Origin of the sequence: Vibrio sp. 10N.222.55.A1 (assembly GCF_041473835.1) — a bacterium.
GTDB lineage: Bacteria > Pseudomonadota > Gammaproteobacteria > Enterobacterales > Vibrionaceae > Vibrio > Vibrio crassostreae_C.
This window is the reverse complement of record NZ_JBFRSX010000004.1, coordinates 1-21,636: the sequence shown is the minus strand read 5'-3', so window position 1 is coordinate 21,636 and position 21,636 is coordinate 1. Positions and strand designations below refer to the sequence as shown.

General features: G+C 43.5%; 19 protein-coding genes and 2 pseudogenes. 9 read left to right on the top strand and 12 right to left on the bottom strand.

Annotated features, from left to right (window positions below):
- Window positions 1-150: 150 nt before the first annotated feature.
- The 3 genes from AB4493_RS00575 (at window position 151) to AB4493_RS00565 (ending at window position 2,632) form a co-directional block, all read left to right on the top strand.
- Window positions 151-297 carry a hypothetical protein gene (locus AB4493_RS00575; RefSeq protein ID WP_017059486.1) on the top strand — a complete coding sequence of 49 codons (147 nt, stop codon included), beginning with the start codon at window positions 151-153 and terminating at the stop codon, window positions 295-297.
- Window positions 298-669: 372 nt separating this feature from the next.
- Window positions 670-1,722, top strand: a complete 1,053-nt coding sequence (locus tag AB4493_RS00570; RefSeq protein ID WP_032545660.1) for an aldo/keto reductase — start codon at window positions 670-672, stop codon at window positions 1,720-1,722.
- A gap of 175 nt (window positions 1,723-1,897) precedes the next feature.
- A complete protein-coding gene (locus AB4493_RS00565; RefSeq protein ID WP_102320729.1) occupies window positions 1,898-2,632 on the top strand; it encodes an RNA methyltransferase in 735 nt (244 codons plus the stop codon).
- A 96-nt stretch (window positions 2,633-2,728) separates the two neighbouring features.
- On the opposite strand, the gene fdxA is transcribed toward AB4493_RS00565, so the two are convergent.
- Complete coding sequence (gene fdxA, locus AB4493_RS00560) at window positions 2,729-3,052, bottom strand: ferredoxin FdxA (RefSeq protein WP_004737806.1); 324 nt, start codon at window positions 3,050-3,052, stop codon at window positions 2,729-2,731.
- A gap of 253 nt (window positions 3,053-3,305) precedes the next feature.
- Here fdxA and AB4493_RS00555 point away from each other — a divergent pair, with 253 nt between their 5' ends.
- Window positions 3,306-4,937, top strand: coding sequence for an NAD(P)/FAD-dependent oxidoreductase (locus AB4493_RS00555; RefSeq protein WP_372154360.1), 1,632 nt, complete (start codon window positions 3,306-3,308; stop codon window positions 4,935-4,937).
- Window positions 4,938-5,044: 107 nt separating this feature from the next.
- Here AB4493_RS00555 and AB4493_RS00550 read toward each other — a convergent pair whose 3' ends face one another.
- Together AB4493_RS00550 and AB4493_RS00545 are read right to left on the bottom strand one after the other, a co-directional pair.
- A complete protein-coding gene (locus tag AB4493_RS00550; RefSeq protein WP_372154359.1) occupies window positions 5,045-6,505 on the bottom strand; it encodes a hypothetical protein in 1,461 nt (486 codons plus the stop codon).
- Window positions 6,506-6,702: 197 nt separating this feature from the next.
- Entirely contained in the window at window positions 6,703-8,358 is a 1,656-nt protein-coding gene (locus AB4493_RS00545; RefSeq protein ID WP_017064353.1) for an ABC transporter substrate-binding protein, read from the bottom strand.
- Window positions 8,359-8,758: 400 nt separating this feature from the next.
- Here AB4493_RS00545 and AB4493_RS00540 point away from each other — a divergent pair, with 400 nt between their 5' ends.
- The 3 genes from AB4493_RS00540 (at window position 8,759) to AB4493_RS00530 (ending at window position 11,184) form a co-directional block, all read left to right on the top strand.
- The gene (locus tag AB4493_RS00540) at window positions 8,759-9,955 is read left to right on the top strand and encodes a DEAD/DEAH box helicase (protein WP_017064352.1); all 1,197 of its coding nucleotides are present in this window, start codon (window positions 8,759-8,761) and stop codon (window positions 9,953-9,955) included.
- A 133-nt stretch (window positions 9,956-10,088) separates the two neighbouring features.
- Window positions 10,089-10,490, top strand: a complete 402-nt coding sequence (locus AB4493_RS00535; protein WP_372154358.1) for a PPC domain-containing DNA-binding protein — start codon at window positions 10,089-10,091, stop codon at window positions 10,488-10,490.
- A gap of 70 nt (window positions 10,491-10,560) precedes the next feature.
- Entirely contained in the window at window positions 10,561-11,184 is a 624-nt protein-coding gene (locus AB4493_RS00530; protein WP_017059480.1) for a PolC-type DNA polymerase III, read from the top strand.
- A 72-nt stretch (window positions 11,185-11,256) separates the two neighbouring features.
- Here the strand turns inward: AB4493_RS00530 and AB4493_RS00525 are convergent, their stop codons facing one another.
- Complete coding sequence (locus tag AB4493_RS00525) at window positions 11,257-12,093, bottom strand: DUF6279 family lipoprotein (RefSeq protein ID WP_017059479.1); 837 nt, start codon at window positions 12,091-12,093, stop codon at window positions 11,257-11,259.
- 303 nt (window positions 12,094-12,396) lie between these two features.
- On the opposite strand from AB4493_RS00525, the gene AB4493_RS00520 reads away from it, so the two are divergent.
- Entirely contained in the window at window positions 12,397-12,570 is a 174-nt protein-coding gene (locus tag AB4493_RS00520; RefSeq protein WP_017059478.1) for a hypothetical protein, read from the top strand.
- 140 nt (window positions 12,571-12,710) lie between these two features.
- On the opposite strand, the gene dbpA is transcribed toward AB4493_RS00520, so the two are convergent.
- From dbpA to AB4493_RS00495, 5 genes and pseudogenes are all read right to left on the bottom strand, one after another.
- Window positions 12,711-14,090 carry an ATP-dependent RNA helicase DbpA gene (gene dbpA, locus AB4493_RS00515; RefSeq protein WP_017064348.1) on the bottom strand — a complete coding sequence of 460 codons (1,380 nt, stop codon included), beginning with the start codon at window positions 14,088-14,090 and terminating at the stop codon, window positions 12,711-12,713.
- 148 nt (window positions 14,091-14,238) lie between these two features.
- Window positions 14,239-15,147 carry an aldo/keto reductase family oxidoreductase gene (locus AB4493_RS00510; protein ID WP_017064347.1) on the bottom strand — a complete coding sequence of 303 codons (909 nt, stop codon included), beginning with the start codon at window positions 15,145-15,147 and terminating at the stop codon, window positions 14,239-14,241.
- A 217-nt stretch (window positions 15,148-15,364) separates the two neighbouring features.
- Complete coding sequence (locus AB4493_RS00505) at window positions 15,365-15,952, bottom strand: hypothetical protein (protein ID WP_017059475.1); 588 nt, start codon at window positions 15,950-15,952, stop codon at window positions 15,365-15,367.
- A gap of 115 nt (window positions 15,953-16,067) precedes the next feature.
- Window positions 16,068-17,073, bottom strand: a pseudogene (locus AB4493_RS00500) (ISAs1 family transposase).
- A gap of 283 nt (window positions 17,074-17,356) precedes the next feature.
- Window positions 17,357-17,470 (bottom strand): annotated as a pseudogene (locus AB4493_RS00495) (phosphate ABC transporter substrate-binding protein); the annotation flags it as partial.
- A 97-nt stretch (window positions 17,471-17,567) separates the two neighbouring features.
- On the opposite strand from AB4493_RS00495, the gene AB4493_RS00490 reads away from it, so the two are divergent.
- The gene (locus tag AB4493_RS00490; protein WP_372154357.1) at window positions 17,568-19,415 is read left to right on the top strand and encodes a M3 family metallopeptidase; all 1,848 of its coding nucleotides are present in this window, start codon (window positions 17,568-17,570) and stop codon (window positions 19,413-19,415) included.
- A 154-nt stretch (window positions 19,416-19,569) separates the two neighbouring features.
- On the opposite strand, the gene AB4493_RS00485 is transcribed toward AB4493_RS00490, so the two are convergent.
- From AB4493_RS00485 to AB4493_RS00475, 3 genes are all read right to left on the bottom strand, one after another.
- Window positions 19,570-19,755 (bottom strand): hypothetical protein, encoded by a 186-nt coding sequence (locus tag AB4493_RS00485; protein WP_102530869.1) that lies wholly within the window; start codon window positions 19,753-19,755, stop codon window positions 19,570-19,572.
- 194 nt (window positions 19,756-19,949) lie between these two features.
- The gene (locus AB4493_RS00480) at window positions 19,950-21,032 is read right to left on the bottom strand and encodes an L-dopachrome tautomerase-related protein (RefSeq protein ID WP_372154356.1); all 1,083 of its coding nucleotides are present in this window, start codon (window positions 21,030-21,032) and stop codon (window positions 19,950-19,952) included.
- A gap of 83 nt (window positions 21,033-21,115) precedes the next feature.
- The gene (locus tag AB4493_RS00475; protein WP_055026561.1) at window positions 21,116-21,406 is read right to left on the bottom strand and encodes a putative quinol monooxygenase; all 291 of its coding nucleotides are present in this window, start codon (window positions 21,404-21,406) and stop codon (window positions 21,116-21,118) included.
- Between the last annotated feature and the right edge of the window lie 230 nt (window positions 21,407-21,636).

The following is a 21,636-nucleotide window of genomic DNA, read 5'->3' as shown; positions in this document are numbered from 1 at the left end:
CGTCAGTTCAACATTGCATACGGATGATAAGAGATCGCTTTGTACGCATTCTACGCCCTCCGCTCTCAGCCTAACAAAAGTACAAAGTGGATGATGATCACAATTTATCCTTGATGCAGAATCTGTCATACGTTACACGGAGACACAGTTATGACGATTAATAAATATTTCATTTTCTCTCCTCAAGCCTCTGAGGAAACGCTTCGACCAGTATTAACTGAGAAAGAAGTTCAAAGGCAGGAAGCTCTAAGACAGGCGCAGATCCAGGGTGGATTAGACACAAACGCGACCTCGTAACTCAATGAATACCTAGCACTATTAAGACCCCTATAAAAAAGCTCTACGCTCTATCCGGTAGAGCTTTTTTTATTTTTGATCTGTTCTCCTCTCCCCCACTCCCAAACAAGCTGAACATTAAACCTTCGCTCATTGCTTGTTGTTCTTCACTTCTCGATCACCAATTGGCTCATAGTTTCTCGCGAATGTATTTTCACGCATTGCACACACTAGCTTGCAGCGCTGAGAAATGACTCACTAAACTCCCCGATGCCATACCTTGTCGTGTCATTTTGTGCTAATAATTCATATTCGTTTTCATTCCTCACTCGCCCTCTTTTCAAAACTATAATGCGAGTACCAGAGAACCTAACCACAGGAACCCCGAATTCAATGGAATATTCAAAGCTAGGAAGTAGTCAAATTCCCGTTTCCCGTATCTGTCTTGGCAGCATGACTTGGGGGCTACAAAATACGCAGCAGCAAGCCGACCAACAGATCGAATACGCATTAAGCCAAGGTATTAACTTTATCGATACTGCAGAGATGTACGCGGTTCCACCTTCTCCAGATACCTACGGAAAAACAGAAGCGATCATTGGTAACTGGTTATCGCGTAACCCACAGCGTCGACAAGAGTTGATCATTGCGAGCAAAATTGCCGGGCCAGGGCTTCCTTGGGTTCGAGATGGCGGCCCGATAACGGGTGAAGCGGTGATCGCAGCCGTTGACGCATCATTAAAACGCCTACAAACAGACTATATCGACCTTTACCAACTTCATTGGCCAAATCGTACAACGCCTCACTTTGGTAAGCATTTCCCGAATCACATTCGATTCAGTGATATTGACCGAAAGCAGCATGAAGCTGAGATGTTGGAAATCCTACAAGCACTGGCAAGCTGCATTAAGGCGGGGAAAATTCGCCATGTCGGGCTTTCAGATGATTCTACTTGGGGCATTAACACTTACCTCAAGCTGAGTGAAAAACACGATTTGCCACGTATGGTTTCGATTCAGAATGAATTTAGCCTACTGCACGCAAAAGACTGGCCATATCTGATTGAGAACTGTGTGCATGAAGATGTAGCTTACCTGCCATGGTCACCTTTAGCTGCAGGCATGTTGAGTGGAAAGTACATTGATGGCGCAAGACCGGAAGGCAGCCGTTGGACTTACATGCAACGTAAAGGCATTTTCCGTGACACTGAATCTGCCAACGAAGCGGTTAAAGGCTATGTTGAAGTAGCAAACGCTCATGGATTTACTCCGAGCCAACTGGCATTGGCATGGTGTAATCAAGTTGATGGGGTGACGTCCACCATCATCGGTGCAACGACCATGGAGCAATTAAAAGAGAACGTAGCCGCTTTCAGTAAACCGCTATCAGAAGAAATCCTGACTGATATCAACACAGTATTTAAACGCTATCCTGCTCCGTATTAGGCTGTCAGTTCAGCTTAACTTAGGTGAGTAAATCCCATAAGAGCGCGCTATTTAGTGCGCTTTTCTTTTTTAAGTGAGTTGCTTTTGCTTTTTATGTAGATCGCATTGAGTCATCACGCTTTTGGTTCGCTAACCTTTGCTCTATAATGCGCGGGCTTATATCTAGGATAAAAACATGATTTCAAAAAACCAATTAAAACTCCTTCGTGCTTTGGGCCAAAAGAAACAACGTAAAGCCCACGGCCTGTTTCTAGTTCAAGGTGAAAAGAACGTTCTTGAGCTGTTCAATAGTGACTTAGTCGTGAAGAACGTCTTTGCTACCGCTGATTTCTTATCTGAAAATCATGCTTCACTGATTGAGTTTGATTGTGTTGAAGCCTCGCTGGATGATCTAACCAAAGCAAGTACTTTGGTGAGTAACAATGCCGCGATTGCAGTTGTTGAGATCCCAACGTTTGAACTACCAGAAGCGACAGGACTGATGATTGCGCTTGATGGCGTTTCAGACCCTGGCAACCTAGGTACGATTATTCGCGTAGCAGACTGGTACGGCATCAAGCATATCGTTGCGAGCAGCGATTGCGCAGACCCATACAACCCTAAAACGATCAGCGCGACTATGGGCAGCTTTGGCCGCGTACACGTAAGCCAAACAGACTTACCAGCTTACTTAGAGCAAGCGAACCTACCGGTTTACGGTGCTTTCTTAGAAGGCGAAAGTGTTCATAAGACTGAGTTTACTGCTAACGGCATTTTATTGATGGGCAGTGAGTCTCACGGCATCCGTGAACACGCGGCTAAATACGTGACTGATAAGATTACGATTCCAGCATTCGGTGGCGCAGAGTCTTTGAACGTGGCAATGGCGACAGGCATTATTCTCGACAACATGCGTCGTCAGCACTGCTAGACCTCTAAGCTAACTAGCCAATCGACAGTGTTCAGATATTAAAAAAGGCGTATTGATTAAATCAGTACGCCTTTTTATTTGAGTTCTTTTCAACAATTACTTTTCTAGCATTGCCAACTTATCAGGCACACCATTCCACTTTTCCGCATCATCCATCGCTGGTTTTACTTCTGTTTGCACAGGCCAAATCTCAGCAAGTTCTGCGTTCACTTCAATGAAAATCTTTTGATCTTCAGGCAGTTCATCTTCTTGGAAGATCGCTTGAGCATCACATTCAGGTACACATAAACCACAATCGATACATTCGATCGGGTTAATTACCATGAAGTTTGGGCCTTCATGGAACGCATCTGCGGGACACACTGCCACACAGTCTGTGTATTTACATTGAATACAATTATCGCCTACGACAAATGCCATGATGCTCTGCTCTATAAGTTAGTCAAAATTGAAGAATGGGGATAATACTCATCCCAAAGCAAAATTCAACATCATACGGCTCTAATATCGTGTCTATTTGCTCCATGTTTCCAAATTAGTATGACAGATAAATCAATTTCTCGTAAAATGCGCGCCATTGTGAGCTTATCGCTTCTTTGAACATAAGCGTTTCCATCAAACTCTGTATTAAGAAACGATCTAGCTAAGACACCTATAAAAACGAGACATCGAAATGATACGTTTAACCGAAATTAAACTCCCACTAGACCATGAAGAGTCTGCTATTCAAGACGCTATTGAAGCGAAACTTGGTATTAACTCTGATCAGGTACTCTCTTTTAATATCTTTAAACGTGGCTACGATGCTCGTAAGAAATCAAAGATCTTACTTATCTACACGCTTGACGTTCTCGTTGAAAACGAAGCTGAGTTGTTAGAACAATTCATTAGCGACCCGCACGTAAAAGTGACTCCTGATATGGAGTACAAGTTTGTTGCTAAAGCGGTTGAGAACCAAACTGAGCGCCCTGTGGTTATCGGTTTTGGCCCATGTGGTCTATTCGCTGGCCTAGTGCTTGCTCAAATGGGTTTCAACCCAATCATCGTTGAGCGTGGTAAAGAAGTTCGTGAGCGTACGAAAGATACCTTTGGTTTCTGGCGTAAGCGTACGCTGAACACAGAATCAAACGTACAGTTTGGTGAAGGCGGCGCAGGTACTTTCTCTGACGGTAAGCTGTACAGCCAAGTTAAAGATCCAAAGCACTACGGCCGTAAAGTAATTGAAGAGTTCGTTGCTGCGGGTGCACCAGAAGAAATTCTATACGTAAGTAAGCCGCACATCGGTACCTTTAAACTGGTTACCATGATCGAGAAAATGCGTGCTTCTATCATTGAACTCGGTGGCGAAATCCGTTTCAGCACTCGCGTAGACGACGTTCACATGGAAGATGGCCAAATCACTGGTCTAACACTTTCTAACGGCGAAGAGATCAAATCTCGCCACGTAGTACTGGCTGTTGGTCACAGTGCTCGTGACACATTCGAAATGCTACACGACCGTGGCGTTTACATGGAAGCGAAGCCTTTCTCTGTTGGTTTCCGTATCGAACACAAGCAATCAATGATTGATGAAGCTCGCTTCGGTAAAAACGCAGGCAACCCAATTCTAGGTGCGGCGGACTACAAGCTGGTTCACCACTGTAAGAATGGCCGCACTGTATACAGCTTCTGTATGTGCCCAGGTGGTACTGTGGTTGCTGCAACGTCTGAAGAAGGCCGCGTAGTAACGAACGGCATGAGCCAATACTCTCGTGCAGAACGTAACGCAAACAGCGCGATCGTTGTAGGTATCGACCCAGAGCGTGATTACCCAGGTGACGCACTGGCTGGTATCCGTTTACAACGTGAACTTGAAAGTGGCGCTTATGTTCTTGGTGGTGAAAACTACGATGCACCTGCACAGAAAATCGGTGACTTCCTGAAAGGTCGCGATCCAAGTGCAATCGGTGAAGTACAACCGTCTTTCACACCGGGTATCCATCTAACAGACATTTCAAAAGCGCTGCCTGATTTTGCTATCGAAGCGATTCGTGAAGCAATCCCAGCGTTCGAGAAGAAAATCAAAGGTTTCTCTACACCAGACGGCCTACTAACAGGTGTTGAGACTCGTACGTCTTCTCCTGTATGTATCAAGCGTGGTAAAGACTACCAAAGCATCAACCTTAAGGGCTTCTTCCCTGCAGGTGAAGGCGCAGGCTACGCAGGCGGCATCCTGTCTGCTGGTATCGATGGTATTAAGGTTGCGGAAGCACTTGCACTGTCAATGGTAGAACAGAACCAAGCAGAGAAGATTGAGATCGCTTAACAACGCGTTTTAATATTATCTAAAGCTAAAAATCCAGTGTCTGATGGCACTGGATTTTTTTATTGCGTAAAGCTATTTATAGTTATTGAGTAACGACTTCGTCAGCGTTACTTACAAGTATCTTTTGACCAATTCACACCATCATCTGAACATTCCATTCGACTTGTTCCATTCTGGTAATAATAACCTTTGGTCCAGTTACCTTGAGAGTATTTAGACGTTATCGTTTGAGTGTAATCAAACGGTGTATTCTCAATGTACGCATACTTATGTCTGTTCCAACTATCAGAGCCATAAGAACTATTGTCATCAAAGTCTACCGAGAGATAGCTGAGTGCATCAAAGTCGCTGCGTGAAACGCTACCCAATGAATCACCCAAATTCACCCACTCTGGATGTGGTGCATTATTCTCAAAATTAAATTTCGCTTGTACCTGAGTAAACTGATCTTTGTAGTCACCGACAACATCAGCCGACAAGGTTTGCATGAAGCCCGCACCCACCTCTTGACGAGAACAGCTGTCCCAATCAGGTTGTTGAGACCCGCTACGGTTAATCACACCAAAAGTAGTCAATGAGTTAGGCAGAACCTGCTGCTTGATGGTCTCTTGCACTGAACATGAATATTCCGTTCCATCACTATTCAATGAGAACCAAGCTGCTCTGTCATACTCTAAGCCATCTTTCTTCTGACCATTACGCTCAAAATGTTCACTTAACGCCAGTTCTGTCTGCAGGTCGGCTGAAACTTCATGTTCAATGACAATCAGCTTATCCGCAGTCATCACTGTTTTAACTTTATACCACTTATTAATTTCGTTCTTCTTGGAGTAATCCCAATGCTGCCAGTAATAGTCAACATAAGCTTGCTGGGCTGTCGGGTTCTCTTTTTGAATCTCTTTGGTCTCTTGATACGACTTTTTAATGGCAGGCATCATCTTCTGCGCTAAATCGTAGAGCTCAGTATTTTGATCTTTAACGAAATCACCATACAAGTCCTCTACTGCGATGTTGTATCGGTTCGCAATTCGGAAGTCATGCTCTTTCACATTTTGGATAATGCTATTTTGGGTGTTCACGGCTTGCTTCAAAGCAGAGCAACTGTTTAAACCACCTTTATACAAGTCGGCTTGGATCTGATTCCATAAAACAGTTGTCAGTGGCGTAGTCGACTTAATTTCTTGCTCAGAACTCACCGTCATGACTGGCGGAAAGATTAACTGATAAGGTTCAGTAATCGGTGTGTTTGGGCTGTCTGCATCAATAGCGCCTACTGGCACGTTCACTACGATTGGAGCGTAGTCCATACAGTCTGAGTTAGAGCCCGTCAAAGATAGCTCATAGCTGCCCTCATCGTCCGTGACACTGCTAGGCTCACCTTCATCTAATACGCCATTATAATTGATATCTAGAAACGCGGTCGCCCCGGAAATATACCCGTCAATGGCGACACCTTGTAAGGTTCTCGTTTGAGGAGCAGGAGCACTTGTGTTGCTACCACCGCCTCCTCCGCCACAAGCCGTAAGGCCAACAGCTATAAGTGCGATAGAAATAAGCTTAAGTTTCATTCGATTAGATCCTAATGAAATACATTATCAATGGAATTGTCATTGGGGGGATGACCGGAAATGACTGTGATAGTCATAGCCAGCCATAATAGCGATTGGCATTAGAAAGAAACACGAAAGGGTGATAGCCGATTCGTGCATGTTTTCATTTTGAACAGAAACTAAAAGATAGGGAAATGGGGTTAAAAATGGACTAATTACTTCTCGTTCGAAGCTATCCAAAGCTTATAAAAATCACTATAACCGGTTTGGTTAATCTCTACCCCATGAACCTCAACACTATTAAAAACCTTCTCTTTGCCGTGAAATAACGGACAAAGTAACTTCTGTTGATAAAGCGAACCTTCAATCTCTTTCAACTCGCGCATTGGGTCCTCGCCACTGACAGCAGCTCTAACTCTCTCGCAATGCGCCTTCATCTCAGAATTGTTGAAAATGAATCTGAGCCCAGAGGAAGCAAGTAGCCAATCGTAAAGGCCATAATCGGCTGGCTGTTCGATAACTTCTTCAATGAATAACAAGTCTGCCGACTCACTCATGGAGCTAGGGTCACTGATATTGGTAAGCTCAACAACTTCAATAGCGACACCCGTTTTTACAATCGTTTGTTGCAGCCAGTCCGCCATATCTTGAAGTAAAGGAATCGTCATTCTAGGTCGTGTTAATACAACCGTGCCCGTCAAAATAGGAATGGGATTGCTGGATGTTAATTTACTCGGCGAGAAAGACAGATCATCCGTCACCATATCAGCATCAAACTCTTTACTGCTGGACTTGATAAACGATACCAACCTGTCGAGTTCTTCAGGGGTTATGCCCGAGTTTTCTCTACGATTAACCGCAAGATACGAAAGTGCATTGATTGTGGTTTCTTCTGCTACGCCAGATTGATTAAAACTCAGGGTGTGATCATTCAAACCTTCTATGTCGGTGAGCGTTATCTGTTCTAACAAGGCATTTTGAGCAAAGTAACCTCGGTGACGTTTAAGAACCAAGCACTCTTCGCTCCAATCGTCTAATGAGAAAGGTCCGGTTCCGATATAGGCACTGCGCCCGCTCGAAAAATAAGTACGCTTGCAGCGGTAAATAGACGCGTGTGGGCTAGTCAAAGCATAGAGAAACATTGGGTTTGCGTGTGTCAGCTCAATAGTCAGTTGTTTATCACCCACCACTTGAACATCACTGACCTGATCAAATAAAGACTGTACTGGCCCTTCGATATTTTTTAGCTGCAACAAACATTGAGCAACATCTTTGGCCGTTAAAGTTTCACCGTCATGGAATAACACATTCGGTCTCAACCAAAAATGCAGAAATCGCCCTTCCACCTTCCAATGGTGCGCGAGGCTCGCTTGGGGATTTCCCTCATGGTCTTGGACGAGTAACGTATTGTATAGACTTCTTAAGATGTGATGTTCTGCGGTTCGGTATGTTTTTGCTGGATCAAGGTTATCAACCCACGGATATTGAGTGATCAGTAAATGGTCATGTTGTTGATTGAACAGACTATGTTTTTCAGTCGCTAGCGTCAGTGCCTTTATTGCAGCATCACCATAGCTTTCTAGAAGGCGGGGAATAACGTTAAAACACCCTTGCTCTAACTGAAGCGCTAACACTTGTTCTAATGCTTCGGGAAAGCTGACCAAAATTCTAAACTGGCTAAGCTTCCCTCTTCCTTTGGACGGAATCCAACAAATCCAGCGATATTCCGATAAGCATTTAAGAATGATCGAAGTGTTTCTGCGAGAGGTCGATAGCGAGTGTTCAAGATCATCGATCGTTAGGTGATACTCTTCACCTAATTCATACTTTGCAATAAGCTGCTGAAGTCTACGTAAGTTAGCGTCGTTCAATGGATATCCGAATCAAGCGTCTAGTGGAACGAGAATAGCTGTAACCCAAATGGGAGGTCTATTTACTCATTCAAGTTGGAATATGCTGTATGAAACTGTTGATATAAATAATATCAAGATCCAACTTAATTTATAAACACCTCTTTTAGCAAACAAAATAATCACTGATCGTGCATATTCAGTGGCAAAAATAAGTGGGAGATTAATCCTCCACCGGATTTGCTATTTGCTCTACATTCCTGCCTTATCGTTGTGCTATTGAGCCAGTATTATCCAACTAAAGTGTCTATGTTACTAGCGGTACACAAGCAACATGGTAGAATGCCGCCATTAATCTTATCCTTGTATAAGATTGTTAAACCTTTCCATCGCTATTTAGCCAAATCATACCGAGAAACTTATGCCATTTTCCAAGCTTGGATTAAGCTCACCTATTGTTAAAGCCGTTGCAAAACAAGGCTATGAAAAGCCAACCTCTATTCAAGAAAAAGCAATTCCGATTGTTCTTTCTGGTAAGAACCTTATTGCTGCAGCACAAACAGGTACAGGTAAAACTGCGAGCTTTGTTCTCCCTATCTTAGAAATGCTAAGCAAAGGTGAAACGCAGCGTAAAAAACGTATCCGCGCAGTTATCCTGACACCAACGCGTGAGCTGGCAGTTCAGGTTGAACAGAACATCACTAAGTACGCGAAGTTCCTAAACCTAACATCACTAGCGATGTACGGTGGCGTGTCTTACCAACACCAGAAAGATCGTCTTATTGAAGGCGTGGATATTCTTGTGGCAACACCAGGTCGTTTGATCGACATGTACGGACAACGTGCCGTTCACTTTGATGAAGTGGAAGTACTGGTTCTAGATGAAGCTGACCGCATGCTAGACATGGGTTTCATTGAAGACATCAACAAGATCATCGCGCGTCTACCACAAGACATCCAAAACCTGCTGTTCTCGGCAACGCTTTCAACGCCAGTGCGTGCACTAGCGAAAAGTGCAATCAGTGAAGCGGAAGAGATTTCGATTGCCAAGACTGATGCGTCTAAAGCGAACATTGAGCAATGGTTGGTAACGGTAGATAAAGACCGTAAGTCAGCACTATTGAGCCACATGATTACCGAAGGTAACTGGGACCAAGCGCTTATCTTTATCGAAACCAAGCACGGCGCGGCTAAGTTGGTTGCTCAACTTGAGAAACGTGGTATTCAAGCGGAAGCTTTCCACAGTGGACGTAGCCAAGCGATTCGTGAAAAGATCTTGGCTGACTTTAAGAAAGGTCGCCTAAAATACTTAGTCGCGACGGGTGTTGCTGCTCGTGGTATCGATATCGACAACCTAAGCCGCGTAGTAAACTACGACATGCCATTCCCAGCAGATGATTATGTTCACCGTATTGGTCGTACAGGCCGTGCTGATGCATCTGGCGAAGCGATCTCTTTCCTATCAAAAGATAACTTCAAAAACCTGTGCATTATTGAAAAGCGTCTTGGTCACTTGATTGAACGTCGCGTTGTTGAAGGTTTCGAACCACGCAAAGAAGTACCCATTTCAGTATTGAACTTCGTTCCTAAGAAGAAAAGAGAACAGCAACAAGACTAAGTAATTTCAGCGACAGAAAATGCAAAGTTGCATTAACCAAAAGAAAAGTCGCGTTAGCCAAAATGAAAATAAAACGAAGCCCTATGTGGCTTCGTTTTGTTCTTTGAAATACATATAACGTTGAGGCAATAAGATGATCACTCCTATCGCAACGAGATTAACCCGCGGCCAAGACCTAAAGCTAGAGATCCAGAGGCTAGTGACAGCGCACAATATCTCCGCGGGCTCTATTGCGTCTTGTGTCGGATGTGTTTCTCAACTCAATATTCGCTTAGCTAATGCCAACAACACCAAGCTAATCACAGCTCCGTTCGAAATAGTCTCGGTGATGGCAACGCTAACCCCAAACCACCAGCATATTCATATCTCCGTTGCTGATGAGAATGGCAATGTAATTGGTGGGCATTTGCTTGAAGGGACGATTATCGCGACCACGGCTGAATTGATTGTTCACCGCTACGATACCTTGACCTTCAACAGAGAGCATGACGATTCGACGGGTTACACTGAACTTACTATCAGCAATAGCAAATAACTGATTTACCCATAGCAACACCAAACGCCCCATACAAAGCGATACTACCAAACAGCAATTAGGAAACACGATGGCTCCAAACTCCGCAGATTCCGTTATCGTTCTCGATTTCGAGACCACAGGCTTATCACCAAATATGGGCGACCGAGCGATTGAGATCGGTGCGGTTAAACTCGTTAACGGCGAAGTCGTCGACACCTTCCAGCAGCTCATGAACCCGGGATTTCGTGTGAGTGGATTCATTGAAGGTTATACCGGAATCAGTAACCGTATGTTAAGCACAGCGGCCAGTTGTAGTGAAGTGATGGATGAGTTTGCAGACTTCATTCAAGACAGCCAACTTGTCGCTCACAATGCCTCATTTGATAAGCGCTTTCTTGATGCGGAATTAGATAATATTGGTCGCGATTACAATGGACAGTTCGCTTGCTCAATGTTGATAGCTCGTCGTCTAATCCAAGACGCACCAACTCATAAGCTAGGCGACCTTGTGCGTTTCAAAAATATCGACAACGACGGTACTTTCCACAGAGCGTTAGCCGATTCAGAAATGACAGCAAGGTTGTGGTTATTAATGATCGATGAGCTGCAGAGTGACCACGGTATTCAACAGCCGAGCTTCCAATTGATGCAGAAAATATCGAAGACAGCCAAAGGTTCGATTCCAAAACTACTGATGAGCAACAGGGGTTAGGTTCCGAAATTCACCTTAAAGTGGGATGAAAGGCTAGCTCGACAATAACCGCTAGCCTTTAAAAGGGACGCTCTACTCTTGCAATGACTTCAACGTTCCTTTGAGGCTTTCTAATTCATTCATAAAATACGCCCACTGCTTGTTACTGCTGGTCGCGGCGATATCTACTAAAAACTTGGCTGATGTTTCCATATTTTGGTTGAGTTGTGACTCAAGTTCATCAGGATAATAAGCTTCATTGTTTAAAAGCAACTTCATGATAATCGGCTGAGCAATATGCAGATCGCTCTTCTTTGCCATCAGCGTCGTTAGCTCTTGATAGGTGTTGTTTTGATATTGTCGCCAACTGCTATTGGTATTTACCCACTCTTTAGACCAAGCCAAAATAATCTGTTTTTGTTCTTTCGATACTGAACCTAACCACCGTTCTGCGCGCTCTTCTATTCTGCTTCGGTATCGCTCTCTCGAATCGGCATCGTTCAACGACAACCTTTCTTCATAATAGTCTTGCTGCTTTTCACGAAAGTTCTTTAAAAACTCCCTGTCTTGCTTAGGGCTAAGCTGCATACTCAAGGCGTAAATATCTGGAGCGAACTTATTGACGATTGTGCGAATATGCTCTTTCGTTTGTTCACTTTGGCCCACAATAAAAGCGGGATTCATATCCGACCGATCTACGTTTTGAATCGCTTCTAATTGCGAGATGTACAGAGGTAGCTGAGTTTCTTTATGCCATTTTTGTAATATATCTAATCGCTCTTCAAGCTCTGATTCTTGGCTATTTGAGAGGGAAACAAAATCTTCTATATAGCTAACGACAAACCAACCTATATTGTTATAGGCGAACTTGGTCCCGCACCCAGTAAATAGAAAACAGATCACTAAAACTAACCACCGGCACTTTCTCATTCTACCCTCTCACGACATTCAACAAAGCCACAAACCGATTAACTCATCCCTTTAAGGTTAGCCCAGTTTTTATAACGCTAATTCTAGCTCTTATAAAAGTAGTCTTAATAAACAGTGGTCGTAAAAACTTTGAGATAAATTGAGACCCAAACTTGCTAATCTAGCTATTTAGGCAAATGATTAAACTAAAAATAATTAATGGCAGTGATGTAACTTGATTTTATTACTCATTTGACGTGATACGAGCCCTATAAATGAGTTGGGTTGACGTATTTAAAATGATTGATATTTGGGAGGGAAGCTATGGCCGCTATTCCTGATCATCCAAGCGATTTAGAATATGAGCTTTGTTATTTTGATGATGGTTCAATAACCACAATCACGATATTGGTTGACAATCGACAGGAAGCGATGACTTGGTATCTTAGCGAAGGAAAACATATCAACGATCTTTATTCGATAAGACCCGATGAATAATGCTTTGGTATAGAGGACTAGGTCGATAAACCTAAGATAAGAAACTTAAGTGGCATTTTGTGGAACACCCTTTACTGCAATGCCATTAATTAGCAATGTCGTTAATTAGACATATCGCAGCAAAGGGATTCAGTCTCGAATTACTTCAGGATTCGGGCGCGGAATTGACGACCCTTCATTTTACCTGATTCGATTTTGTTCAGTGCTTTTTTAGCCACAGATCTTTCTACCGCTACGTAAGCACGCATTGCAAACAGATTGATCTTACCTACTGATTTACCATCAATGCCGCCTTGGCCCGTCAGTGCGCCAAGAATATCACCAGCACGAAGCTTAGCTTTCTTACCGCCATCAATTTGGATGGTAACCATGTTTGAGTAGTACGGCTTAGCAATTGGTTTTGCTGGCAGTTCAGATGGCTCGATTGGCATGTCCATGTACTCATCAATTTGAGCAACACGGTACATCTCTTTTTCACTAAAAAAGCTGATCGCTACGCCTTTGCTTCCTGCACGGCCAGTACGACCAATACGGTGTACGTGAACTTCAGGGTCGCGAGACAATTCAAAGTTGAACACAGCATCTAGGTTATCAACATCAAGACCGCGAGCCGCAACGTCTGTCGCCACTAGAATCGAGATGGTTTTGTTTGAGAACTGAACCAAAGCTTGGTCACGTTCACGCTGTTCCATGTCACCATGAAGTTCGATAACACTGAAACCGCGGTGGCTTAGCTCATCGTTTACGTTCTGCACTTCTTTCTTAGTGTTACAGAACACAACCGCAGACTCCGGTTGGTGATGCAACAACAGCAGCTCTAGAGCGTCATCACGAGCTTCAGAACCTTCTAACTTGTAGAAGTGTTGTTGGATGCTTGAGTGATCGTGTGTTGATTCAACCTTCACCATTTCTGGATTGCGCATAATGCGGTCTGCAACAGATTTGATCTGTTTAGGGAAAGTCGCACTGAATAGCAGAGTTTGGCGTTCTTTTGGCGCCGCTTCAATCACAGCATCCAAAGCGTCTTGGAAACCCATCTCTAGCATGCGATCCGCTTCATCTAACACAAGTGTGTTCAGCTCAGACAGGTCAATGCGGCCTTTCTCTAGGTGATCAAGAATACGACCAGGTGTGCCTACAAGAATGTGTGCGCCATGCTCTAGTGAACCAATCTGTGGGCCCATTGGCATACCGCCACATAGTGTCAGCACTTTAATGTTGTGAATACCACGAGCAAGAGTACGAATCTCTTTTGCTACTTGGTCTGCAAGCTCACGAGTCGGACATAACACTAAAGACTGAACACGGAAACGCTTAACGCGTAGGTTCTGCAGCACGCCTAAACCGAAAGCAGCTGTTTTACCTGAACCCGTTTTACCCTGACCGATAACGTCCTTGCCATTTAGGATAGTAGGAAGACTTAACGCTTGGATAGGCGTCATTTCAGTATAACCAAGAGAATCTAACGTGTTTAGAAGCTCTGGTTTAAGGGCGATTGAAGAGAATTTTGAAGTGCTCAATGGAAATATCCAACTGGTGAAAAACAGAGTGCATTATGAGTGTTTTTGAAAATTATTCCACCTTAATCACAGTTTTGGAGAAACATGTTAGGCGAACACAAAAAAGCCAGCTTTGTTAGCTGGCTTTAACTTCTATACGAATTGCTTTCTATGGCACACCGTGACCTTTAGATGCCACCCATACGCGATACCACTGTTCGCGCGTCAGCTCGATTTTCAGTGCATCAACGGCCGTCTTCACACGCTCAATCTTACCAGAACCAATAATTGCAATTGGACTAGATGGTAAACGACGAACCCAAGCGTAAATCACTTGATCAATGCTGTCTGCACCGACTTCTTGACGAATCGCCTCTAGCTCATCACGAACGCGAACCGCTTGCGCTGAATCACCACTGAAGATGCTACCACCACCGAGACAAGACCACGCCATCGGGCGAATGCGGTTCATCTGCAGTTGATCTAGCGTGCCATCATGAGCCACTTCGAAGTTCAATGGGTTGATTTCAACTTGGTTGGTCACTAACGGCTTACCGAGTCGAGATTGAAGCAGTTCGAACTGACGCGGTGAAAAGTTAGAAACACCGAAGTGCTTAACTTTACCTACTTTGTGTAGCTCTGCGAACGCTTCTGCTACTTCATCGGCATCCATTAAAACGTCTGGGCGGTGAATCAACAATACATCGATATCGTTAACACCTAAGTGCTCTAATGAGTTATTTACTGATTGGTAAATATGCTGCGCGCTGGTGTCATAGTGATTGATCTTACGATCTGGAGTGTGGTCACCACATAGGTTGATATCGCACTTGGTGACGATTTGAATATCATCACGAAGGCTTGGTTCAAGCGCTAAAGCCTCACCAAACAACTTTTCACATTGGTAGTTACCGTAAATATCCGCGTGATCAACAGTTGTGATGCCAAGATCAATATGTTGCTTCAGGAAAGTCAGGCGTTGTTGCGGGGTCATGCCCCACTCTGCTGTACGCCAGTATCCTTGCACCAGCTCAGAAAGTTCTGGGCCTTGTGGCGCTATCGTTACTCTTGCAACCATGGGTTGTCTCCTTTATCAATACTGAACGTATCCTAATCTCGTTTTACCGAAGGCTCAACGTATAACAAATGGCAAAGCTAAACGCTTATTAAAAATGTGAGAGCCGCAGAAAAACGAACACTTAAATGAATTATAACTTGCTGTCTGCCCGCGAGCCGTTCTCCTGAAAGGCTTGTTTAGCCTAATAAATAACGAAACTATCTATAAATTTGAGCAATTAAAAACGATTAAGTTCAACCGTTAAGTTGTCACCATCACTCTGTAACTGAATCCAAGGAGAAGTAGAGCTAGAAGAAGATAAGCTAGGCACATTCCACACACTCAGTTGCTCTGCTGAACCGTGAGGCGCGTTGATGAATTCGACCAGCTGTTTATCCACCTTATCGAAACCAACACCTTCATTTCGAGCTTGTTCGAGTTGAGCTGTAACATCGAATTCATCTTCACCAATACGAATTGAACTGAGAGCAAAGCCATCTTGGCGAAGGTATGCCTGAAGCTTTGTGTAACTTAGGTCCGAATATGGCAGGTTTAAGCGAACCGTTTCGACACTTGAGTCCCCCAACTCCAGTTCAACATACACATCCAGGTCGTAATATTGGGTTAAGTCACTGCACAACAAAGTACCTTCGATCTCACCACAATCCATCAACTCGATATCATTAATATAGTTTTGAGAATTCGGCAGACTTGGGTTGCTGTTAAATACTGTTCTTAGCCACCAGCTTTCGGTTGCTTGCGCTGAAAATGAAATAGCATTGAGGGACAGCATTAGAGGCAAGATTAGAACTTGAAAGATTTTCATCGACTGGGCTTATTTAGCGCTATATGAAGTGTCCATTATACGTGACCAAACGACAAACAACTGCTCGAGTCGCAAATTTTAGGCGAAAAAAAACGGGCATACATGCAGGGCAAGATTACGAAGCCCCTTGCCCTGCAAGGACTTGCGAAAGGTAAGCGTTATTGCGGTTCGCTTTTTTCTGCTTTCTTTTGATCCCTGCTTTGAAGCTGATTTCTTCCGTCAGCAGATTTAAAGCTATATGTCTTATAACTGCTAAATTCTCACCGGCTTGCTCTCGACGTATCCGACATTCATCTTCTTTAAAACCAACGTCTAATCGCCAGTGCATCTGATTTTCAATGCTCCAATGTGCTCGCGTGCTCTCTAGTAAAGCTTTAGCCTAAGAAATCTGTATTGTGAACAACCATACTCAAACGCGTTTCTGTACGACCATGCCCTTTCTCTTGAGTGACGTATTTATCACCTTCAAAACTATTAATCATACTAGAATTAAACACTTGGCTAATCGCTTGCTCCAATCGTTTTTGATTACCTTTTACCGCTAAGAGATAATCTGCATCTTGAGCGACTATCTTTTCAGCTATATCCTTCTGGCATCCCATAGCATCAATAGTCACTAAACAACCTCGCAAGGAAAGCATTTCAAGCAGTTCAGGGATCGCTTTTATTTCATTGCTTTTATCCGCAGTCTTCACTTGTCCTAGTACAACTTGGTTTGCTGCACTAAAGGCACTAACCATATGGATTGCACCACAACGCTTGTCTTTGTTGTATGTGCCTCTGAGAGTTTTGCCGTCGATAGCAATCACTTCACCCTCTGTCGTCTCATGACAGTCTTTCATCCACGCAGTAAAGCATCGTTGCAGTTGCTTGGCGGAAATAAGATTGATAACTCGGGCAATGGTATCGTGTACTGGTATGCCTTGTTTGAAATCACCATACTGCCTAAGCCATTCCAAGTTATCTTCACCAAAATCTTCAATATCCTCCCAACCTTCAGCACCAGCAATCACTGCTGCAATTGTTAAGAAGATAATGTCGGTTAGCGTGTGCTCTATTTTCCAAGCTTGGCGAGGGTCTCGAATAACTGAAATATGGTCCAAAAGGCTTAATCCATTCATTATGGCTAAATATCTGCTGTTAAAAAACAGTATATGATCACACCTAAATCTGATCATCAAATCGATCTTGAATGTATTGAATTTGTTGTGACTTCAGTGTACAAATTAGTGGAAACATCACTTCACGCTACCCCTTATTCCATATGGGTTTTTCATGATCTTGCCCTGGGCATACATGCCCGCTAGATAAATTCATCACCGAATAACGTAATCCGTCACGTTGAGAACCATTACGAAAGAGAGAATATCACTCTCCCACAACAGTTGCAACACGCCGTACTAATTAATTATAGCCACCTTCAATCGCAGGCTCTTCAAGCGACAATCTCACTTTGTTACGTTGAATAGCTTCTGGCGGTAAACTGATGAAGCCGTATTGGTTCAACACGCCTTGATGAAAAGGTAACTTCTATGCCGTTATACTTAACGTCACAAAATACATTCAATGAATGTGTCATAATGTTGAAATTACTGGTTAAATTTCAAGGAATGTCATGACTGCAACGAACTATCTCAACCAATTGAATCAAAAGTATCTTGCGACTCATAAAGCGAAAGAAGACTTCTTTTGGGATACATATATGGGTATCAGTGACGACCACGATGGTTCGACACTCGCACAGACTCAGTGGACGGAATTTCTAAGCGCTGCCGAACAGATTACTGCTATCGAAACGCAACTTGCTGCTATCGATAAAATTCAAGATCCTCTCGAAAAAGAGAGTACACTAACAGGCTTGAATGGTTGGTTAGCGACCTTTAGATCTCACGCTATTGAGTCTGAGCAGTCTCAGAAGCTCAAAGCCGATCTCATAAAGTTTGAGGCTGAACTGTTTGAGAAAAAGCAGAATCATGCGATGACTTACGTAAATGAAACAGGCGATGAAACGGAAGGGTCACTGCCTGTTTTAGGTTCAGCCGTTAGAAGTAATGGTAATGAACAAGTTAGGCTTTCTGCACATCAAGCATTATTAGATTTAGAGCAATGGCTGCTGGCTAACGGCTTTATTGAGCTGATCAAAAAACGTAACCAATTTGCTCAATCACTGGGGTTTAAAACCTTCTTTGATTACTCGGTGGTAAAAACCGAACAGATGACGACAGAACAACTGTTTACGATTCTGGATGACTTCGAAGCACGCACGCGTGATAGCCATCAGCAAAGCCTAGCCAATTTGGCAGAGCAGAAAGGCGAGAATGCACTTCAAGCCCATAACTTTACCTACTCTTTTGCAGGTGACGTTATGAATGATCTTGATCCTTATGTTCCGTTCTCAAAGTCACTTCGACGCTGGATTGAATCTTTTGGTCGCCTCAACATCGAATACTCTCAAGCGACATTAAAATTGGATCTGCTTGATCGTAAAGGTAAGTACCCTAATGGCTTCTGCCATGGCCCTATCCCTTCTTTCTATGACCAAGATGCTTGGGTTGCGGCCCAAGTTAATTTCACTAGCAACGCTAAGCCCGATCAAATAGGCAGTGGCTATGATGGGATTAACACACTATTTCACGAAGGTGGTCACGCGGCGCATTTTGCTAATGTAAAAATGAACGCCCCTTGTTTCTCTCAAGAGTTTGCGCCGACTTCGATGGCTTATGCTGAAACACAATCCATGTTCTGCGACAGCTTGTTAAATGACGCTGACTGGCTAAAACAGTACGCTCTAAATGCGGACGGGCAACCTGTGCCAGATGATCTAATTAAAGCCATCATCGACAATAAACAGCCCTTCCGAGCTTACCAAGAACGCAGCATTCTTGTGGTTCCATATTTCGAGCGAGCCCTGTACGAATTAGCTGATGAAGACCTCACGCCTGAAAAAATCACGACACTTGCTCGTAGCAGTGAAAAGGCAATTCTTGGATTGTCTTGCAGCCCTCGTCCACTGATGGCGATCCCTCACTTATTGTCTGATGAAGCATCTTGCTCATACCAAGGTTATCTATTGGCTCATATGGCGGTGTATCAAACACGAGCTTATTTCACCGACAAGTTTGGTTACTTAACAGATAACCCAGAGATCGGGCCTTTGTTGGCGAAACACTATTGGCATAAAGGCAATAGCGTGAACCATAACGGTACAATCGAAAGCCTGACTGGGGAAGGTTTTAATGCCAAATATCTCGCTGACGAGTGTAACTTATCGCCAGAGGAGGCTTGGGCGATTGAGGAGCAAAAAATCAAACAGCTGTCGACAAGAGAACGTGCACCAGTCGCGGATTTGAATGCGAAGGTATCGATCGTTGATGGAGCAACTGAATTAGCGAATAATGCAAAGTCGAATGACCAAATGTGTGATGATTTTGAGCACTTTATTATTGAGCAATACGGTCGATAGATTGAGTTTTAATGCTAATGAAAAAGGCAAAAATGAGTAGTGACATAACTCATTTTTGCCCCAAAACAAGCTAGAGCAGGATTGAGGCTAATTTCAAGACACGCGATTAGACTTACTTTTCCTTATGTCTAGAGTTCTGACTATGTGGCCAAATTTACTGATCCACTACAGTTGATGCTTCTTCGTAAGAAAGGTGATCTGGAAAAGTTATAAAGCGATCTTCATGACCAACCACTTCCTGAGCTAACATACCATCAGTACTGCCTCCGCCTCTGGCCACATCGTTGCTACCTTGATTGATCGCGACAGTGTCCCAAGTCGGAAAAAACAGACCAACCACGCGGTTCCAACCTGAAGATGTGTAACCTTGCTACCGTCAGCAATCACATCACCTCCGCCAACAGCAGATGAGGCAAATTCAGACATCTGGATAAGGTCTCGACTCGGTTTTATCGTGAATTTTTCATGATGGGCTCGCTATTGAATTGAAAAATAAGGACAGGAGAGAATGACTCCCGCCATAAAGACCATCAATTAGTTAAGTTTGATTCGAAGCACATGGTATGGCTTGGTTGAACCTTCTTCGCCTTCGTTGAAAGCAGGGTGGAAGTGAAGAGAGTTTTGAGTGACGTACAAGTAATCACCCTGGATAGAGAAACCATCTGCCCATGACAATAACTTGTCATCTTGTGCAAAGATTTTGTAGCCGTCTTTATTCACCACACCAACAGCATTTTTCTCAATATCACCGACATAGATATCACCGTTATCTGCGATAATCATGCCATCACTTGGACGTTTTTCACTGAAAAATTCAATCTGCTCGGCCAATGCATCTTCACTAAGCGCTGTGTTAGCAAGAGCAGCGGCAGGAATACGGTAGATAGCACTACCATTGACTGTACCAAAATATAGCCATTCATTATTTGCATCAATAGTGATTGGATTCACACCAAGATAAATCGCATCAACGCTACCATCTTCACGCTTTGTCGCCATACGAGAACTATCAATCACAACTTCATGCTCAGGTGAAAGCAGTGCTTTATTTGATTGCAAAACGCGGCGAGATTTACCTGTATTTAAATCTACAACAACAAAGGCAGGCGCAGCTTCGCCATACAGATTACCTAAACTCGTATCGGCAATGTACATCTGGTTACGCAGTGTATCTAATGCAAAATCCTGTAAAAAAGAGTTACCGACCTGTACGTCTTTTCCAATTTCAATGCGTTTAAATAGCTTATCGTTGACGGTATCCCATGCAACAATTTGCGAAGGCGAAGTTTCACTGCCCATATCTAACACCCACACAACACCATCATCGGTACTATCAATACCGATTACTGAAGCCAAACCAACCTCACCTTTATCTGGACCATCTGCCCAGTCTTGGGTTGGAAATGCTTTGGTTGAGCCATCCTTCATCAATTCAACAACACGAAGTTCAGGTGCATCAAGGGGTTGCATAGAAAGGAAAGTACGCCCCTGCTTCGTTACTGTAATGTTCCCTGGTCGTGTGCCATCAAGCTTGGCAACCACTTCGATATCAGCCGCTTGCGCTGTGTTAACTATCATCGCAGTCGCAAGTGTTAGTAAGATTTTCATATTTTTCATGTCGAGCCTCATTGGTGTTCTTTGATGCCCCAAACCGTTTTAGTCAGGGCATAGTGCTATAACAAGCTTGTTTTATGTTGTCGTTACGCGATCTTAGTCATTTCGTTGACTGTGAAGCTTGCGACAGAGCCTTCCGTTGCTGTCATGTAGTCCGCAAGGTGCTGGTTGCCCATATGAGCCTGCCAAAGTTCACGTGATACCCAGTTTTCATAAAAAGTAAAATGCGCTGGGTTTTCGTTGTCTTGATGAAGGTCATAGTTGATGCAACCTTCTTCAGCGCGAGTAATGTCGATAAGCTTTAGTAGCTCGGCTTTCACCAGTTCAATTTTGTCGTCATTAGCTTTGATGTTTGCAACAATCGTTAATGTAGTCATGGGATGTTCCTTTTAAATTTGATACCGAAATCGTCGGTAATTTTGATGTCTTTAATGTTTTAGTGATAGGGCAACTCGTCATGTCATATTGAGTTACTCACTAAATGTAGTACAGGTACTACACTCAATTACTGACTTATATTGTAAATACTTTCAAATCTATTTTGATAATTGAATGTTTAAATACGTTAATTTTTAACTAAGCGATCTTGGTCATTTCGTTGACAGTG

Excerpts from the sequence above, each read along its gene's own strand:
- AB4493_RS00575 (WP_017059486.1), top strand. The coding sequence starts at position 151 with ATGACGATTAATAAATATTTCATTTTCTCTCCTCAAGCCTCTGAGGAA.
- AB4493_RS00570 (WP_032545660.1), top strand. The coding sequence starts at position 670 with ATGGAATATTCAAAGCTAGGAAGTAGTCAAATTCCCGTTTCCCGTATC.
- AB4493_RS00565 (WP_102320729.1), top strand. The coding sequence starts at position 1,898 with ATGATTTCAAAAAACCAATTAAAACTCCTTCGTGCTTTGGGCCAAAAG.
- fdxA (WP_004737806.1), bottom strand. The coding sequence starts at position 3,052 with ATGGCATTTGTCGTAGGCGATAATTGTATTCAATGTAAATACACAGAC.
- AB4493_RS00555 (WP_372154360.1), top strand. The coding sequence starts at position 3,306 with ATGATACGTTTAACCGAAATTAAACTCCCACTAGACCATGAAGAGTCT.
- AB4493_RS00550 (WP_372154359.1), bottom strand. The coding sequence starts at position 6,505 with ATGAAACTTAAGCTTATTTCTATCGCACTTATAGCTGTTGGCCTTACG.
- AB4493_RS00540 (WP_017064352.1), top strand. The coding sequence starts at position 8,759 with ATGCCATTTTCCAAGCTTGGATTAAGCTCACCTATTGTTAAAGCCGTT.
- AB4493_RS00535 (WP_372154358.1), top strand. The coding sequence starts at position 10,089 with ATGATCACTCCTATCGCAACGAGATTAACCCGCGGCCAAGACCTAAAG.
- AB4493_RS00530 (WP_017059480.1), top strand. The coding sequence starts at position 10,561 with ATGGCTCCAAACTCCGCAGATTCCGTTATCGTTCTCGATTTCGAGACC.
- AB4493_RS00525 (WP_017059479.1), bottom strand. The coding sequence starts at position 12,093 with ATGAGAAAGTGCCGGTGGTTAGTTTTAGTGATCTGTTTTCTATTTACT.
- AB4493_RS00520 (WP_017059478.1), top strand. The coding sequence starts at position 12,397 with ATGGCCGCTATTCCTGATCATCCAAGCGATTTAGAATATGAGCTTTGT.
- AB4493_RS00510 (WP_017064347.1), bottom strand. The coding sequence starts at position 15,147 with ATGGTTGCAAGAGTAACGATAGCGCCACAAGGCCCAGAACTTTCTGAG.
- AB4493_RS00505 (WP_017059475.1), bottom strand. The coding sequence starts at position 15,952 with ATGAAAATCTTTCAAGTTCTAATCTTGCCTCTAATGCTGTCCCTCAAT.
- AB4493_RS00490 (WP_372154357.1), top strand. The coding sequence starts at position 17,568 with ATGACTGCAACGAACTATCTCAACCAATTGAATCAAAAGTATCTTGCG.
- AB4493_RS00480 (WP_372154356.1), bottom strand. The coding sequence starts at position 21,032 with ATGAAAAATATGAAAATCTTACTAACACTTGCGACTGCGATGATAGTT.
- AB4493_RS00475 (WP_055026561.1), bottom strand. The coding sequence starts at position 21,406 with ATGACTACATTAACGATTGTTGCAAACATCAAAGCTAATGACGACAAA.